Source organism: Thermococcus alcaliphilus (genome assembly GCF_024054535.1).
In the GTDB taxonomy this organism is placed as follows: domain Archaea; phylum Methanobacteriota_B; class Thermococci; order Thermococcales; family Thermococcaceae; genus Thermococcus_A; species Thermococcus_A alcaliphilus.
This window is the reverse complement of sequence record NZ_JAMXLV010000022.1, coordinates 1-14,150: the sequence shown is the minus strand read 5'-3', so window position 1 is coordinate 14,150 and position 14,150 is coordinate 1. Positions and strand designations below refer to the sequence as shown.

The window sequence follows — 14,150 nt, the reverse complement described above, 5'->3', positions numbered from 1 at the left end:
TCTGCACCCCCTAAGAGTTGGCCTTTATGAATTCCTCTACCTCTGCGAGAAGCTTTTCAGCTCTCTGAATATGGACGATGGCGTTGCTGATATCGTTGCGTTTTAATGAAATAATCGCTGCAGAAAGCTCATTGACGGCTCCTTTGAGCTGCACCTCAGCTCTTGCTGTATTTATTCCTTTCTTCTTTAGAATTGCAATTGCGGTTGTATCCTTTTTTATCCTCTCTCTCAGCTCTTCTAGGGTTTCTTTTATGTTTATGTTCTCTCTTCTAACTCTTTCTATCGTCCTAAAGAACTTCTGTATTTGGTGGGAATTCTCTCTGATTACCCCTAATGCCTCAATCCATTTCCCTTCTTTTGCTAAGCTCTCGACTTTTATGTAGATGTTTTTTATTCTCTCTATGCTCTGCTCCGCCTCTTTCACGTTCATGCCTCTTGTTTTTGCGTTTTCTACCATTACCTCAGCAACTGCAATACTCTGCTTGGTCTTTACCAAGAAAGAATTAACGATCCTTTCAGCATTCCTCGAAGCGAGTTCTCTGAGCACTTTTTCTAGTTCTCTATTGAGTTCAGCCCTTTTCATTCTAGCAATTTCCATGTTTCTTTTCGCATCTTCTATCTTTTTTGCTTTTAAGGCTTCAAGGACAGTTCTATAAGCATCTTTGGTCTCCTTGTAGGTTTTTATCAGCCTGTCCGTGTTAACTCCTTCCTTTTCAGCCACTTTTATGACCTTCTCTACGTAGGAGAAATACGCAATGATCCTTTCAGCTTCCACATTCATCTGCTCTCTCAACATTTCTGTACTTTCTGTTTCTTTCAATTCCCTGAGAACTTCTTTATAGTGTTTCATAGCCAATAGGGCATCCTGGATCGCATTTTGATATTCTCCATTCTGATATTCCAGAGAAGCTTTTTCTTTGAGGTCTTCGGCTTTTTTGTAGTTCTCTAAAGTATCCTGGGGCAGTTCGTTCTTTATGGGCCTTATCCTTGATTCTACAAATTCGCTGAGTTTGGTCAGCTGAGCTATTAGCTCTCCTGCCATACTCTCGTTGCTCTGCTCCTCCAGATATTGGCTGTTGCTTTGGTTTTGGGCAATGCTAATGGGGATTAGCCCGCCTATTAAAACAAGGATGATCCCAAGAGCACTAAACTTCATCACTCTCACCATCGTTAATATGATCTTGGCTTACTTTAGGAACCCGGTGAAACGAAGGTTTCAAGCTGTTCCAAAGCTCTTTTTTAATTATGGGGGAGAAGTTAATAAATTTAAGGGCTAAATTAACATTTTAACTCCGATCAAAATGAGTATAAGAGCAAACCAACGTTTTAATTTCTCTGGATGCAAAGTGTGGGCACTTCTCGCCCCTAGGTACGCTCCTATTACCAGCCCTGGAGCTAAAAGAAGTGCCGTTTCAATGTTCACATTTTCTGCCTTAAGATGTCCATAAGTTCCAGCGAGAGCTGTGAAAAATAGTGCCACACTAGATGTCCCGATAGAGTACCTTACAGGTATATCAACAAGAACATGGAAAAGGGGGACGTTCAGAATCCCTCCGCTTATTCCAAGCAGACCGGATACAAAGCCTGAAAGTACACCCACTATGGGAACATTCTTGTAGTTTATTTTGAGGCTTTCTTCATGATGAGATTTTGAAGGTGTTGTGGCCATCTTATATGCCAGGTAGAACAACAGCATTGAGAACATTCCTCTTAGGAGGGATTCGTGTAAAAATGTTGTCACATGGGCCCCAATTAGTGCGGCTGGCATTGAAAATGCCTCTTTAATTGCCACCACCTTAAAAAGAACTTTTCTCTTTTTAATGTGGGTATAAGCGGAAGCAAGAGAACTAATTGCTATGCAGGCAAGACTTGTCCCAATTGCAGTATGAATAGGTAATCCTATAAAAGTAAGCGTTGGAACTATAAGAAACCCTCCACCGACTCCAAAAAGTCCAGCTATTGTCCCTATTGCAAGCCCAATGATGAAATCGACGAGATACTCGATCATGAAAAAAGTTCGCAAAATCACTTTAAATCTCTTTTTCCCTAAAAAAGTTAATAACAAAAACTCAAGGAACTGGGTAGCCAAGTCCTTTGAGAATCATTCTGAGGGCTAGGAATGCCATCACAACAGCGAAAGCTTTTGTTAGGTTGCTTGCCTTGGTTCTTTTCGCTATCTTTGCCCCTAACTGAGCCCCAACTATCAACCCCGGTACAAGTAGTATTAGCCACTCAACTTCAACGTTCCCGAGCATATAGTGTTTAAAAGCCCCGCTTGTGGCGGTAAATACTATGGCAAAGCTTGAAGTTGCCACGGCATAGTGTATCGGCAGTCCCATGTAAGTTAGGAAAGGAACGTTTATTGCTCCGCCGCCTATACCAAGCAGCCCGCTTGCTATTCCTGCTATGAATCCTCCAATAGGCACAATTTTATAATCCAGCTTTATCTGGCTCAAATCTACTTCATGTGGCTCTTTGCTCTTTTTGCGGTAAAGCCTTATTGCCACAAGGAATAGGACTACACCAAAAATGACCTTTAACTGGCTTGCACTTATATAACTCGTCATCCATGCCCCTATGTACGCTCCTATCACTGCAGTGCTTGCCAAGAGGAGACCTGCTTTGTAGTGTATTCTCCTCTGTCTGTGATAGGCTATGGCAGAGCTTAGGGAAGTGAAAACAACGGCAGCACTTGAGGTTCCAACTGCGTGATGGATTTCAACTCCTAAGAGGTTTAGAGTTGGTACGATCAAAAACCCTCCCCCTAAGCCGAAGAGAGCTGCCAATATACCTATGAAAACTCCAACACCAAAATACCCAACATATTTAAGCAAAGAATCACCTCCGTTATTCGAGTTCAAACACTAGTGCTTCTATTAGCTTTATCAGGGCTTTGAGGTCATCTAGATGGAGCATTTCCGTTTCGCTGTGGAGGTATTTTATGGGAACACTTAGAGCCAAAGTCTGGCTTTTGGCTTCAAAAACCGATGCATCAGTTCCTCCCCCGGTAACTCCGATCTGTATTGGAATGTTGTTCTTTTTTGCTATTTCAAGGGCTCTCCTTGCCAGAGATGGGGTGTAGATTGCTGAATTGTCAACAGCCCTTATTACAGCACCTTTTCCGAGCCTCACGTCTCCAGTAAGGAAAGAGCAGCATGCAAACGAATCTACAGCTATGGCGTACTTTGGTGAATATTTGTTTGCCAAAAACTTGGCTCCCTTAAGCCCTATCTCTTCTTGAACCGTAAAGGCAAAGATGTATTTTCCATCCAGATCATGATCAACAAGGTCTTTTATGGCTTCAATCAAAGCAATAACACCAAACCTGTCGTCTAAGGAACGTGTAGCGATGTATTTGTTGTTTAAGATGCTGAAGTGCTTTTTAAATACTGCAAAGTCCAAAACCTTTACTCCCATTTCTTCGGCTTCTTCCTTTGATTCCGCTCCAATGTCTATTTCGAGACTGTGCCAAGGAATGGTGTCGAACTTCCTTTCAAGGTTGAGGTGAACTGGTGTTACACCTATAACTCCGTCCAGCTCCCCCTTCTCGGTTATTACCCTTACATGCCTTCCCAAAAGAAGCCTATCATCTATTCCCCCAATTTTCCTAAACTTTAGCTTTCCATCATTGGTTATTCCTGTTATCAGGAGTCCAATTTCGTCCATGTGTGCCATAAAAATGGCCTTTTCTTTCCCTTCTCCAAGCTCCACGATAAGGTTTCCAATTGTATCAACCTTGTAGTCAGCGAAATCCTTTATCCATTCGATAACCTTCTCCCTTATCCTGCCCTCATATCCCGAAATGCCGGGAAGTTGAGTTATCTCTTTAAGCTCTTCCACGATCATTTTCTTCACCAAAAAATAAATGGAGGTAAACTACTTAAAGTTTTTTAATAGCGTTAAGATTTGCATTTTAACGAGCCCCTCACTAAACTTTAAAAACCCCTAGGGGATTATTTATAAAGGGTTTTTAAACCCAGTGGAGGTGTAAGCCTTGGTTGATATGAGCAATGTTGAACTTAGGATAGAAAACATAGTAGCCTCTGTGGATCTTTTTGCTTCTCTTGATCTCGAAAAAGTGATAGAAATCTGCCCGCACTCAAAGTATAACCCGGAGGAGTTCCCAGGGATAATATGCCGCTTCGATGAGCCAAAAGTTGCCCTCCTTGTGTTTAGCTCGGGTAAACTCGTGGTAACTGGGGCAAAGAGCGTTGAAGACATTCAGGCAGCAGTTTCAAAGCTTGTTGAAATGCTCTCAAAGATCGGGACTAAGTTCACCAGAGCGCCGGAGATAGATATCCAAAATATGGTGTTTAGCGGCGATCTTAAGATGGAGTTTAATCTCGATGCTGTCGCTCTTGTGTTGCCAAATTGTGAGTATGAACCTGAGCAGTTCCCCGGTGTTATCTATCGTGTTAAGGATCCAAAGGCTGTTATCCTCCTCTTTAGCTCCGGAAAAATCGTGTGCAGCGGGGCAAAGAGTGAACACGATGCCTGGGAAGCTGTTAAAAAGCTTCTTCATGAGCTTGAAAAATACGGCCTCATTGAAGAGGAGGCTTAATCTCCTTTTTAACTTTTCTAGGGGATTTCCATGGAGATTCTCTATTCCGAGGTCTTTAAAGAGCATAAACCTCTAAGATATCACCCTGAAAATCCAGAAAGGCTTGAGCTTGCTATAGTGGGTCTTAGGGAATCTGGTTTGTGGAGGAACGTAAGGGACCCTCCAGAGGCAGAAGTAGAGGAGCTTTTAAGAGTTCACTCGGAGGAATACGTTGAAAGGATAAGAGAGCTCTCAAAAACGGGCTTCTCCTTTATTGACCCCGACACCTATGTATCCCCAGCCACTTGGGAAGCTGCTCTTAAGGCTTTTGGAGCAGCTGTTGAGACGGCGAGGCTTGCTCTCAAAAGGAGAGACATTTATCTTGCCCTTGTTAGGCCACCAGGTCATCACGCTGGTAGGAGGGGTAGAGCATTCAACGCACCAACTCTCGGCTTCTGCATCTTTAACAACTCCGCTGGAGCCGCCCTTGAGATTAAAGATGCTCTTGGAGATGCAGTTGTGATAGACTTTGACGTTCATTATGGCAACGGCACCCAGGAGATTTTCTGGGAAGATAAAAACGTCGTGCACATAGATATCCACGAGGAGGGCATTTATCCGGGAAGCGGAGAGATTTACGATATCGGGGGAAAAGGGGCAGAGGGGAGCAAAGTAAACATTCCAATGCCGCATTATTCCAAAGATGACGACTACATCTTTGCGTGGAGAGAAATAGTGATTCCCATTCTTGAAAACATTGAGCCAAAAGTTGTGGTAATTTCAGCGGGCTTCGATGCCTTTAGAAACGATGGTCTTGCGACAATGGAGTTAACTGAGAGGTTTTATCACTTTGCCGGAGCTTCCCTTTCAAAGTTTAGCTTGGCTGTTGTTTTAGAAGGAGGATACAGCGTGGGATTAAGAAAGGGTCTTCCGGCATTTGTTAGTGGGTATCTTTCTAGAGAAGCTCCCATAGAGGAAGTCCATCCAAGCCATAAAGCCGTAAAGGTTGTTGAGGCTGCGAAGAAAATATATGGTAAGTGGTGGGAAATTAACTGACCTCCTCTCCGCCGTGAACGGCGAGGGTTCGGCTTAACCCCTCGCCAATGACGGGAAGGTTTGAGGGGTCTCATTCAGACTCAAGTTAAAGCGGGTCTTCGACCCCTCTGGGAGGGCCTTCCCCCAATTACCCCTACCTCCCGTTAAACCCGGCAGGCTCGGGGTTATCGTTTTCACAGCCTTTTTCAAAATGTTGAATGCTCCAACTAAGTCCGCATTAAACACAAGCCCCGTCTCGGGACACTTAAATAATCCTCTAACAAACCTTGCCCTCTCGTGGGGCTTCCCGCAAACGGGGCAGGTTTTCGAAGTGAAAGCCTCATTAACTACCAAAACTTGAATACCATACTCTTCCGCAACTTCTCTCAAGCGTTTAATCACTGTATTGAACCGCCAGACGTGAGAGAGAATGAAATTTTGCTTTTTGCCTCTGTCGGAGTTTCTCGTTATTTCCTTGGGATGACCGACTACAATTCTGGAGACGCCCATCTGGTAGAGCCTCTCAATAGTTTGCCTTACTGCCGTGTTGATGTAGTGTTTCGCCTGAAGTTTGGCCTTCTGGTGTATTCTGGAGAGCTTTCTACTCCTCTTTGCCCCGCTCTTATTGAGTTTTGACTGATAATCAGCTATCCTCTTCCTCCAGTAGAAGGCTATGCTCTTGAGTGGCCTACCGTTCACTAAAAAGCTCTCCCCGTTCTCCACATAAACAGCCATCAGGTTGTTTACACCAAGGTCAATTCCAGCGGAGAGGTTGCCCAAGGGTTGCCTTGGGAGTTCAACCCACTCTTGACCATAAAGCCTTTCTTCCACCGTGTAGCTCACGTGGGCATACCACTTTCTTTTGATTGGGTCATACTTGATTTCTAACCGTCCTTGTTTGCCCTTCAAGTGTATTCTCCCCTTGAACTGGACTTCCAAACGCTTGAATTTGCCAAGGCCTTTGAGAATTAGCTTGTTATCCTCAATCTTGTACTGGTCATTTCTAAGGACTATTAATGGTTTCCTGTTTCCGTTATCTTTCAAGTAGTCTGGTGGTCTGGGTTTGAGCCAGTTGGGGAGTTCACCGTTTCTCTTCTTCCTCAAGAGGGAGAAGAATGAACGCCAAGCTTCAGCGTTCTTTCTTGCTATCTGCTGGACCGTTGCCGAGCCTATCTCGGCTTTAAACTCTTCATAAACTATTTTCTCGCTTTTGTTGAAGTCTATTGGTTTGCCATCAAAGAATTCCTGTCTCCTAAGGTAGTTTACTCTATTCCAGATTTTCGAGCTGATAAAAGCTAACTCTTTGAGTGCTTTCTCTTGCTCTTTTGAGGGGTGGAGTTTTACTGTTATTGTCCGCTTCATTACAAGGTGTAGTATGTTTTTTAGGCTTTAAAATAGTTTTGCTTTCCTGTTTTCAGGCTAATTTTCAATTACTGCATCCCCGCCCTAAAGGGCGAGGCTTTCGGAAGAAAAAAGTAAAAAGAGGGCTTAGAGCCCTAAAATCTCTTTTGCAGCCTTTATTCCAAGGTCAAAGGCTTTCATGTTCATTTCCACGGCTTTTGGAGGAACGCTTATTTTTATGACCTCTCTAACGTGTTCTGCATCGAGTGGGAACTCTGGAATTTGTGTTAAAGCTCCAATTAGAACTGTGTTGGTCGTAACAACGTGTCCTGCTTTTTCCGCAAGCTCTTCAGCATTAAAGCCAATCCATTTCGCCTTGAAGTCCTCTTCGAAGACTTTCCTTATCTCGTCCAAGCTCGGGTACTTTGCCATTCCCATTGAAACCTGCACTGGAACTATTGGCTTTGTGTTAACAACTACCATTCCACCCTCTTTGAGGTAGTTAACGTATCTTAAGGCCTCGACAGGCTCGAAGGAAAGCATAACATCTGCTTTTCCCTCTGGCACCATTGAGCCGTAAACGTCTTCGCCAAAGCGCACATAGCTTATAACTGACCCAAACCTCTGGCTCATTCCGTGGACTTCACCTAATCTTACCTTGTATCCCGCTCTTAAGGCAGCCCAGCCAAGAATGTTTGCGGCAGTTAAAACTCCTTGGCCTCCTACTCCAGTGATGACTATGTTATACTCCCTCATTGTGATCCCTCCTCTACAGGCTCAAAAGCTCCGAATGGACATACTTGAGCACAACCTCCACATCCCCAGCACATTGTTGGCTCAACTCTTGCCTGTCTCTTCTCCTCGTCCCAGTAAATCGCTGGACAGCCGTAGGCGTTGATACATACCCTACATCCTGTACACTTCTCCTCATTGACTTGGTAGATTGGCCACTTTTCGCCTCTTCTTCTCATTTGTCCCACTTTGTAGAGAGCACAGACTTGTCTTGATACCACAACGCTAACTCCTTCAACCTCTAAGGCTTTCTTTATGGTTTCATAGGTTGTCTTTATGTCATATGGATCAACTACTGCCACAAAGTCGGCTCCCATGGCTTTTGCAACATCCTCAATGGGTATCCTCTTGCCCATACCATGCGGGGTCTGTCCGGTGCTTGGATTTGGCTGATCACCGGTCATTGCAGTGACGAGGTTATCCAAAACCACTATCAGCACGTTTGAGCGGTTGTAGATTGCGTTTGCCAAAGCCGGTAATCCAGTGTGGTAGAATGTTGAATCACCAATTGTGGCAACTATTACCTGCTTTTCGGGGTTTCTCTGTTCTTCACTTAGGCTTCCGTTTTGGGCTATGCTCAATCCATGGGCAATTCCAATTGAAGCACCCATTGCAACCGTTGTATCAACCGTTTGGAGCGGCGGAAGCAATCCTAGGGTATAACATCCTATATCGCTCGGGTAGATTGCCCTGGCCCTTGTGGCTTTCTTTATTGCGTAGAAGCTGTTTCTGTGTGGACATGCTGGACACAGTGAGGGAGGTCTTGGGGGTAAGAGTGGCTTAACCTTTTCGTACTTTGCGTCAAGCTCTTCAAAGTTTATTGGCGTCTCAAGCCCAAGGAACTTTGCTATAGCAGTTACTGCCCTCCTTGTTGTCATCTCGTAAACTCTGGGCACGAGATCCTTGCCATGGATTGGGATAGTAAGCCCTTTGTCGTAAGCCCACGTTTTTACCTGCTCCTCAACAACCGGCTCGAGCTCCTCTACGATAAGAACCTTCTCAAGTCCCTCAAAGAACTTCTCTAACAAACCATAGGGAACAGGGAACGGTGTTCCAAGCTTGAGAATCTTCACATCGTCAACGCCAAGCCAGGCGAGAGCTTCTTTCACATAGGCGTAGCTCAAACCCGGAGCGATGATACCAACCTTGGCGTTCTCGCTGCCTTCTATCCAATTGAATGGACAGTTGTTGAGTTCCTCTCTTATTTTCTCAATCTTCTCAAGGATTATTGGGTGGAATTTTCTTGCGTTAGCTGGGACGTCGACAAACCTGTTTGGATCTTTTTTGAACTTTCCAAACTTTCTCTTTCCTTGCTTTATTTCCTCTGGCAGTTCCCCTAATACTACATCTCCTCTTGCGTGGGAAGTTCTCGTCGTTGTCCTTAAAATCACAAAGTGCTTAAACTTCTCACTAAGCTCAAAGGCGTACTTTGTCATCTCCTTTGCCTCATGGGGATCGCTTGGCTCAAGGACTGGAACATTTGCAAACTTTGCATAAATCCTAGTATCTTGTTCATTCTGTGAAGACCACATGCTTGGGTCGTCTGCCACCATTATGACGAATCCACCCTCTACTCCCATTCCAACAGCACTCATGAAAGTATCGGCAGCGACGTTTAAACCAACGTGCTTCATTGCGGTCATTGCTCTAAGGCCGCTCCAAGCTGCGGCTAAAGCGGTCTCAAAAGCTACCTTTTCGTTTGTGGAATACTCCATGTAGACTCCAGCTTTTTTGCTTACAACAGCCATTGTATCGGTGAGCTCAGAGCTTGGAGTTCCAGGATAAGCGGCATAAACCGCTATGTTTGCCTCAAGTGCTCCCCTAGCTATTGCCTGGTTTCCTAAAAGCAAAACCCTTTCTCCGGGTTTGTCCCATAAAACAATATCACTAACTTTAGCCATCTACACCACCTCATTCTTTAACAACACCCTTTGACTTGGCAAACTCCGCCAGAGCATAAGCAGCTACCCCAACGTCTTCGGGTCGTTCATAAGTTGGAATTCCTTCCTTTTCAAGAAGTTCCTTGGCTTTCTCGCTAACGTATCCAGCCATGAACAATGCCAAAACCGGTTTTCCATTGTTAACCTCTTTTACCGCCCTTATGACTCCTTCCGCATGCTCTGTTGGAGTCATCCCCGCAAAAGTTGGCACAACACAAATAGCGATGAGCATATCAACGTTTTCATCCTCTAAAAGGAGCTTTGCTGTCTTGTAGTACTCTTCTCCCCTGGCTGAGGCTATCATGTCAACTGGGTTTTTAACTGCCGCCATTGGAGGCAAGAATGAGCGGAGCTTTTGCATTGTCTCCTCTTCCAAGTTGGCTAACTTTAATCCTCTCTTGTCTATTTCATCTGCCGTTAAAACCCCTGGACCACCTGCGTTGGTCATTATTGCGACTCTCTTTCCTTTTGGCAGTGGTTGGGTGAAAGCCCTTGCCATGCTTAACATTTCGTCTATAGTGTTTGCAACTAAAATTCCGCTTTGCTTGAATGCAGCTTCATAAATAGCGTAACTTCCGGCCAAAGAACCCGTATGGGATGAGGCAGCCCTTGCACCACTTTCGCTCTTTCCGGCTTTTAGGGCTATTATTGGCTTCTTCTTGCTGACTCTTTTCGCAACTTCCATGAATCTCCTTCCGTCTTTTATACCCTCTATATAAAGGGCGATAGCTTTGCTGTTTTCATCCTCAGCCAAATACTCCATAAGGTCTGCAAAGTCCACGTCACTCATATTCCCGACGCTTATGAACTTGGAAAAGCCGATGTCCTCTTTGATAGTCTTGTAAACTATTCCAGCTCCTAAGGCTCCGCTTTGGGATACGAAAGCAACGCTGCCTTTCTTGGCATTCATGATAAATGTTGCATTGAGATTGCTGTGAGTGTCCATTACTCCTACACAGTTAGGCCCTATGATTCTCATTCCATATTTATGGGCTATTTCAACGAGTTCTCTCTCTTCTTTCTTTCCTTCTTCACCCATTTCGCCGAATCCTGCTGTTATTATTATGACACCTTTCACGCCTTTTTCTCCGCAATCGATGAGTGATTGCTTGACAAATCTTTTGGGTACAACTATGACAGCTAGGTCAACATCATCTGGAATGTCCTTGACGTTCTTGTATGCTTTAATCCCTTGAACGACTTCGTCTTTTATATTTACTGGATAAACTTTCCCTTTGTACTCTTTAAGGTTTTTGAAGACCTCATAACCGAGTTTCAGAGGGTCATTAGATGCCCCCAACACCGCAACGCTCCTTGGGGTGAAGAAATAATCAAGCATTTTTACAATCACCGAGTTTCATATCGGTAAAAGTCTATATAAGCTTTCCGAGAAAGCGCAGTTAGGCAATCTTGACCATAAAAAAGCACAAATTAGTCTTTGATGAGCATAAAACGACACGGATGCATCATCACTCGGAGTAATATGTCCTCACAAGGCAAAGCCTCAGCTAACCCTCTTGTCATCACTCATCAGGGTGGCTAACGCTCGTCATCGGCTAACACTTTTTAAAGAATAGGGAGTTAAAAGGTTTGGGATGATGTGCGTTTACCGGTCTGATAGATGATGAGATCGGCACTGTCTGACCTCTACTCTCTTTTTTCAAGGAGTTCATGCTCAACCAGAGCCACTATGTCGTTGTGAATATCCTCAACAGGGGCTAGGGCGTTTATAATCCTTATCTCCTCAAACTTCTCGGCAAGCTTTAGGTAGTTTTCCCTCACCTTTTTCTGGAGCTCCACGATCTTATCAAACTCTGACCTGATGCTCCTACCGTTTATGCGTTTTATGCTCTCCTTAACTGGCAAGTCGAGAAGGATTACGAGGTCAGCCCTTGGGGCAAAGGCATTCAAGTTGATAAGCCACTCCAGATCAAGCCCCCTAGCCCACTGGTAAGCTAGGGATGAGTAGAAATACCTATCGGATATAACCACCTTTCCGGCTTTCAGAGAAGGCTCTATGAGTTTTTTAACGTGCTCGGCTCTATCTGCAGCAAAAAGTAGTGCCTCTGCTTCTTTGCTTATCCGTGCACCATCGATTATTCCCTCTTTTCCTCCCGTCAGTACGAGTCTCCTTATTAGCTTTCCAAAAGCAGTGTCTGTAGGTTCTTTGGTGAGAACGACTTCGTATCCCTTATTTTCAAACCACTTCGCAAGCATTTTAGCTTGAGTTGACTTTCCTGCCCCGTCGATTCCTTCTAAGACGATGAACATGCCCATAAATACACCTCCAGAGTTGCAACTTACCTGATCCTTTTCTTTTTAATGCTTTTTGCCTTTTGTATTTCTTCTTAGAGTTGAATTCAGAGGGTCTTCTTCATATAATCTAAGAGCTTCCACATGCTACCAAACTCTTTTTCTTCTTCTCCTTTGTGGAATTCTACATATCCATTTGGCTTAAAGCGAAGTCCGAAGGTGTACTCTCCTTTTTTGAGCTTTTGAAGGTAAACCTCTTTAGGTTTTGGAGGCAAGTAGCTGGTCATCATATCGTTGAGAAGTTCCACTTCAAACCCAAAGTGTTCATTTAATCTGGGGAAGAAAAGCACTGCTGGAGTATTCATGCAATCCACCAATGCGCTTCCCTCTATCTTGAAGTTATAGTGCCTGAAAATATCCTGCAGAAAGTCATCTAGGGCGTTGGGGTAATAAACAGTCGCTCCTATATCGTTGGGATGTGCCTCTATAAACTTCTTACTCTCCAGTATGGCCTTTATTTCATCGGGGTCAAAGCCACTAATCTCTACCCTTACCCCATTGTGATAGTAAACATATACTAGGGGTAGGCCCCTCTTATGGGCAAAATCTTTGAGTGCTATTAGCGGAATAAGTCTAACATCCATAGTTGCTGCCCCGGTGCTTACGATTCCCACTACGAGTGCCCTCTTTCCATACCTTGAAATTGCCCTTCCGTCTCGTCCTACCACTATAGTTCCCTGTCCTACGGTTCCTATTGCTCTACCAAGCAGAGCGAGCTCTTCTGGGTTGAATTCCTCGGATCTATAAATCTCCATCATAATCACCTCAATCAGGAAGTATTATACTTTCTTTTCCAATTCTTGACTCAGTCCAGATTTTTACATTTGCACCAATTTTTGTGAAGTCCTCAATCACGGAGTTATCTCCGATAACGCTACCGCTTTCAATAATTACACCCTTTCCAATGTAAACGTTCTCTCCAATTATCGCTTCGTAGATCTCTGCTCCTTCCTCGATAGTCACATTGGAGAATATTACCGACCGTTCTATTTTAACGTTTCTGCCTATTTTAACGTTATCTCCCAGTACGGCAAATCCCCTTATGCTTGGGTTTCTGATTTGACATCTCCTCCCGCTGTAAAGGGAGCCCCCGTATTCTAGGTTCCCTTTTAGGGATTCCGTTCTTAATTGTGGGAGTCTCAGTCTCCCCAAGAACACGTCCTCAGTTGCTTGAAGGTAGCTTGATGGCCTTCCCACGTCGTTCCAGTATTCTTTAAACGGAAAACCGTAGAGAGGCAGCTTCTCTTCGAGCATTTTGGGAAACAGATTGAGTGAGAAATCAAAGTTTTCCCCCTTGGGTACTAGATCGAATGCCTCTGGCTCGAAGACGTAGATGCCTGCATTTACAAGGTTGCTGAATGCCTCTTCCGGCTTTGGTTTTTCCTTGAACCTTATTATTCTGTTCTCTGAATCTACAATCGCTATCCCATACTGGGTTGGATCTTCAACCTGCGAGAGGGCTATTGTTGCGAGAGCTTTCTTTTTCTTGTGGTACTCATAGAGAGCTCTAATGTCTAAATTGGTGAGAACATCACTTGAAGCGACTATAAACGTGTCCTCTATTTTGTCCACAACCTTTTTTGTTGCTCCTGCGGTTCCAAGCTTTATGTTTTCTCCATTTGAATAGTGAATCTCAACCCCAAAATCACTTCCGTCTCCAAAATACTCCATGATTCTCTCTTTTAGGTATCCAACGAGTACGAATATCTCTTCCACTCCAGCGTTTACTAGGGCGTTGACTATGTACTCCATCATGGGTTTGTTGAAAAATGGAATCATTGGTTTGGGGCGGTAGACGGTTAGAGGAAGCAATCTTGTGCCTTTTCCGCCCGCTAGAATAACTGCTTGCATGTAACTGCCACCATAAAGTTTAGGGATTTCCCAGTTAATATAATTTATGGTGGTTTTGATACTGTTAGGATAACTGGGGCATTACCTCCTGAAGCCATTCAGCAAAATCACCAGGCGGACCACCAAACCTAGAATGAATTCTGACAAAATTATACCAGAAGGCAAACAGAAAAACAAACCTATGAACCCTCCTCCAGTCCTCACTCCTGAAATTATTCCAAAAACGCTTCGTCCGCTCCTTCAACGTCCTAAACCAGCGCTCAACACTGTTCCTCGGCCCGAAAGTCACATGCAGATAACCCAACCCCAGACTCTTAAAAGCAGACTTATACCAGCTC

At 44.3% G+C, this 14,150-nt stretch carries 13 protein-coding genes and 1 pseudogene; 2 read left to right on the top strand and 12 right to left on the bottom strand.

The features are described from left to right. Positions 1-10: 10 nt before the first annotated feature. The 4 genes from NF859_RS08025 to NF859_RS08010 all read right to left on the bottom strand — a co-directional run bounded on the left by NF859_RS08025 (position 11) and on the right by NF859_RS08010 (position 3,846). A complete protein-coding gene (locus NF859_RS08025) occupies positions 11-1,156 on the bottom strand; it encodes a coiled-coil domain-containing protein (protein WP_252743780.1) in 1,146 nt (381 codons plus the stop codon). A 117-nt stretch (positions 1,157-1,273) separates the two neighbouring features. After that, on the bottom strand, positions 1,274-2,008 hold the full coding sequence (locus NF859_RS08020; RefSeq protein WP_252743779.1) for a sulfite exporter TauE/SafE family protein: 735 nt from the start codon (positions 2,006-2,008) through the stop codon (positions 1,274-1,276). Between the two features lie 61 nt (positions 2,009-2,069). Then, the gene (locus NF859_RS08015; RefSeq protein ID WP_004067769.1) at positions 2,070-2,834 is read right to left on the bottom strand and encodes a sulfite exporter TauE/SafE family protein; all 765 of its coding nucleotides are present in this window, start codon (positions 2,832-2,834) and stop codon (positions 2,070-2,072) included. A 13-nt stretch (positions 2,835-2,847) separates the two neighbouring features. Then, the gene (locus NF859_RS08010) at positions 2,848-3,846 is read right to left on the bottom strand and encodes a M42 family metallopeptidase (protein WP_252743871.1); all 999 of its coding nucleotides are present in this window, start codon (positions 3,844-3,846) and stop codon (positions 2,848-2,850) included. 148 nt (positions 3,847-3,994) lie between these two features. On the opposite strand from NF859_RS08010, the gene NF859_RS08005 reads away from it, so the two are divergent. Together NF859_RS08005 and NF859_RS08000 are read left to right on the top strand one after the other, a co-directional pair. Next, complete coding sequence (locus NF859_RS08005) at positions 3,995-4,561, top strand: TATA-box-binding protein (protein ID WP_004068222.1); 567 nt, start codon at positions 3,995-3,997, stop codon at positions 4,559-4,561. Between the two features lie 30 nt (positions 4,562-4,591). Next, complete coding sequence (locus NF859_RS08000) at positions 4,592-5,596, top strand: histone deacetylase family protein (protein ID WP_252743778.1); 1,005 nt, start codon at positions 4,592-4,594, stop codon at positions 5,594-5,596. Between the two features lie 33 nt (positions 5,597-5,629). Here the strand turns inward: NF859_RS08000 and NF859_RS07995 are convergent, their stop codons facing one another. From NF859_RS07995 to NF859_RS07960, 8 genes and pseudogenes are all read right to left on the bottom strand, one after another. Next, on the bottom strand, positions 5,630-6,937 hold the full coding sequence (locus tag NF859_RS07995) for an RNA-guided endonuclease InsQ/TnpB family protein (RefSeq protein WP_252743777.1): 1,308 nt from the start codon (positions 6,935-6,937) through the stop codon (positions 5,630-5,632). Positions 6,938-7,063: 126 nt separating this feature from the next. Next, positions 7,064-7,672 carry an indolepyruvate oxidoreductase subunit beta gene (locus NF859_RS07990; protein WP_252743776.1) on the bottom strand — a complete coding sequence of 203 codons (609 nt, stop codon included), beginning with the start codon at positions 7,670-7,672 and terminating at the stop codon, positions 7,064-7,066. Further along, a complete protein-coding gene (gene iorA, locus NF859_RS07985; protein WP_252743775.1) occupies positions 7,669-9,609 on the bottom strand; it encodes an indolepyruvate ferredoxin oxidoreductase subunit alpha in 1,941 nt (646 codons plus the stop codon). Before iorA ends, NF859_RS07990 begins: the two co-directional genes overlap by 4 nt. Positions 9,610-9,619: 10 nt before the next feature. After that, a complete protein-coding gene (gene acs, locus NF859_RS07980) occupies positions 9,620-10,987 on the bottom strand; it encodes an acetate--CoA ligase alpha subunit (protein ID WP_252743870.1) in 1,368 nt (455 codons plus the stop codon). Positions 10,988-11,295: 308 nt separating this feature from the next. Beyond that, positions 11,296-11,925, bottom strand: a complete 630-nt coding sequence (gene tmk, locus NF859_RS07975; protein ID WP_004068218.1) for a dTMP kinase — start codon at positions 11,923-11,925, stop codon at positions 11,296-11,298. A gap of 83 nt (positions 11,926-12,008) precedes the next feature. Next, on the bottom strand, positions 12,009-12,716 hold the full coding sequence (locus NF859_RS07970) for a phosphohexomutase domain-containing protein (protein ID WP_252743774.1): 708 nt from the start codon (positions 12,714-12,716) through the stop codon (positions 12,009-12,011). Between the two features lie 10 nt (positions 12,717-12,726). Next, positions 12,727-13,812, bottom strand: a complete 1,086-nt coding sequence (locus NF859_RS07965; RefSeq protein WP_252743773.1) for a nucleotidyltransferase family protein — start codon at positions 13,810-13,812, stop codon at positions 12,727-12,729. Positions 13,813-13,876: 64 nt separating this feature from the next. Next, positions 13,877-14,150, bottom strand: a pseudogene (locus tag NF859_RS07960) (IS6 family transposase); the annotation flags it as partial.

Excerpts from the sequence above, each read along its gene's own strand:
- NF859_RS07990 (WP_252743776.1), bottom strand. The coding sequence starts at position 7,672 with ATGAGGGAGTATAACATAGTCATCACTGGAGTAGGAGGCCAAGGAGTT.
- NF859_RS08010 (WP_252743871.1), bottom strand. The coding sequence starts at position 3,846 with ATGATCGTGGAAGAGCTTAAAGAGATAACTCAACTTCCCGGCATTTCG.
- NF859_RS08000 (WP_252743778.1), top strand. The coding sequence starts at position 4,592 with ATGGAGATTCTCTATTCCGAGGTCTTTAAAGAGCATAAACCTCTAAGA.
- NF859_RS07965 (WP_252743773.1), bottom strand. The coding sequence starts at position 13,812 with ATGCAAGCAGTTATTCTAGCGGGCGGAAAAGGCACAAGATTGCTTCCT.
- acs (WP_252743870.1), bottom strand. The coding sequence starts at position 10,987 with ATGCTTGATTATTTCTTCACCCCAAGGAGCGTTGCGGTGTTGGGGGCA.
- NF859_RS08025 (WP_252743780.1), bottom strand. The coding sequence starts at position 1,156 with ATGAAGTTTAGTGCTCTTGGGATCATCCTTGTTTTAATAGGCGGGCTA.
- NF859_RS08020 (WP_252743779.1), bottom strand. The coding sequence starts at position 2,008 with ATGATCGAGTATCTCGTCGATTTCATCATTGGGCTTGCAATAGGGACA.
- NF859_RS07995 (WP_252743777.1), bottom strand. The coding sequence starts at position 6,937 with ATGAAGCGGACAATAACAGTAAAACTCCACCCCTCAAAAGAGCAAGAG.
- iorA (WP_252743775.1), bottom strand. The coding sequence starts at position 9,609 with ATGGCTAAAGTTAGTGATATTGTTTTATGGGACAAACCCGGAGAAAGG.
- tmk (WP_004068218.1), bottom strand. The coding sequence starts at position 11,925 with ATGGGCATGTTCATCGTCTTAGAAGGAATCGACGGGGCAGGAAAGTCA.
- NF859_RS07970 (WP_252743774.1), bottom strand. The coding sequence starts at position 12,716 with ATGGAGATTTATAGATCCGAGGAATTCAACCCAGAAGAGCTCGCTCTG.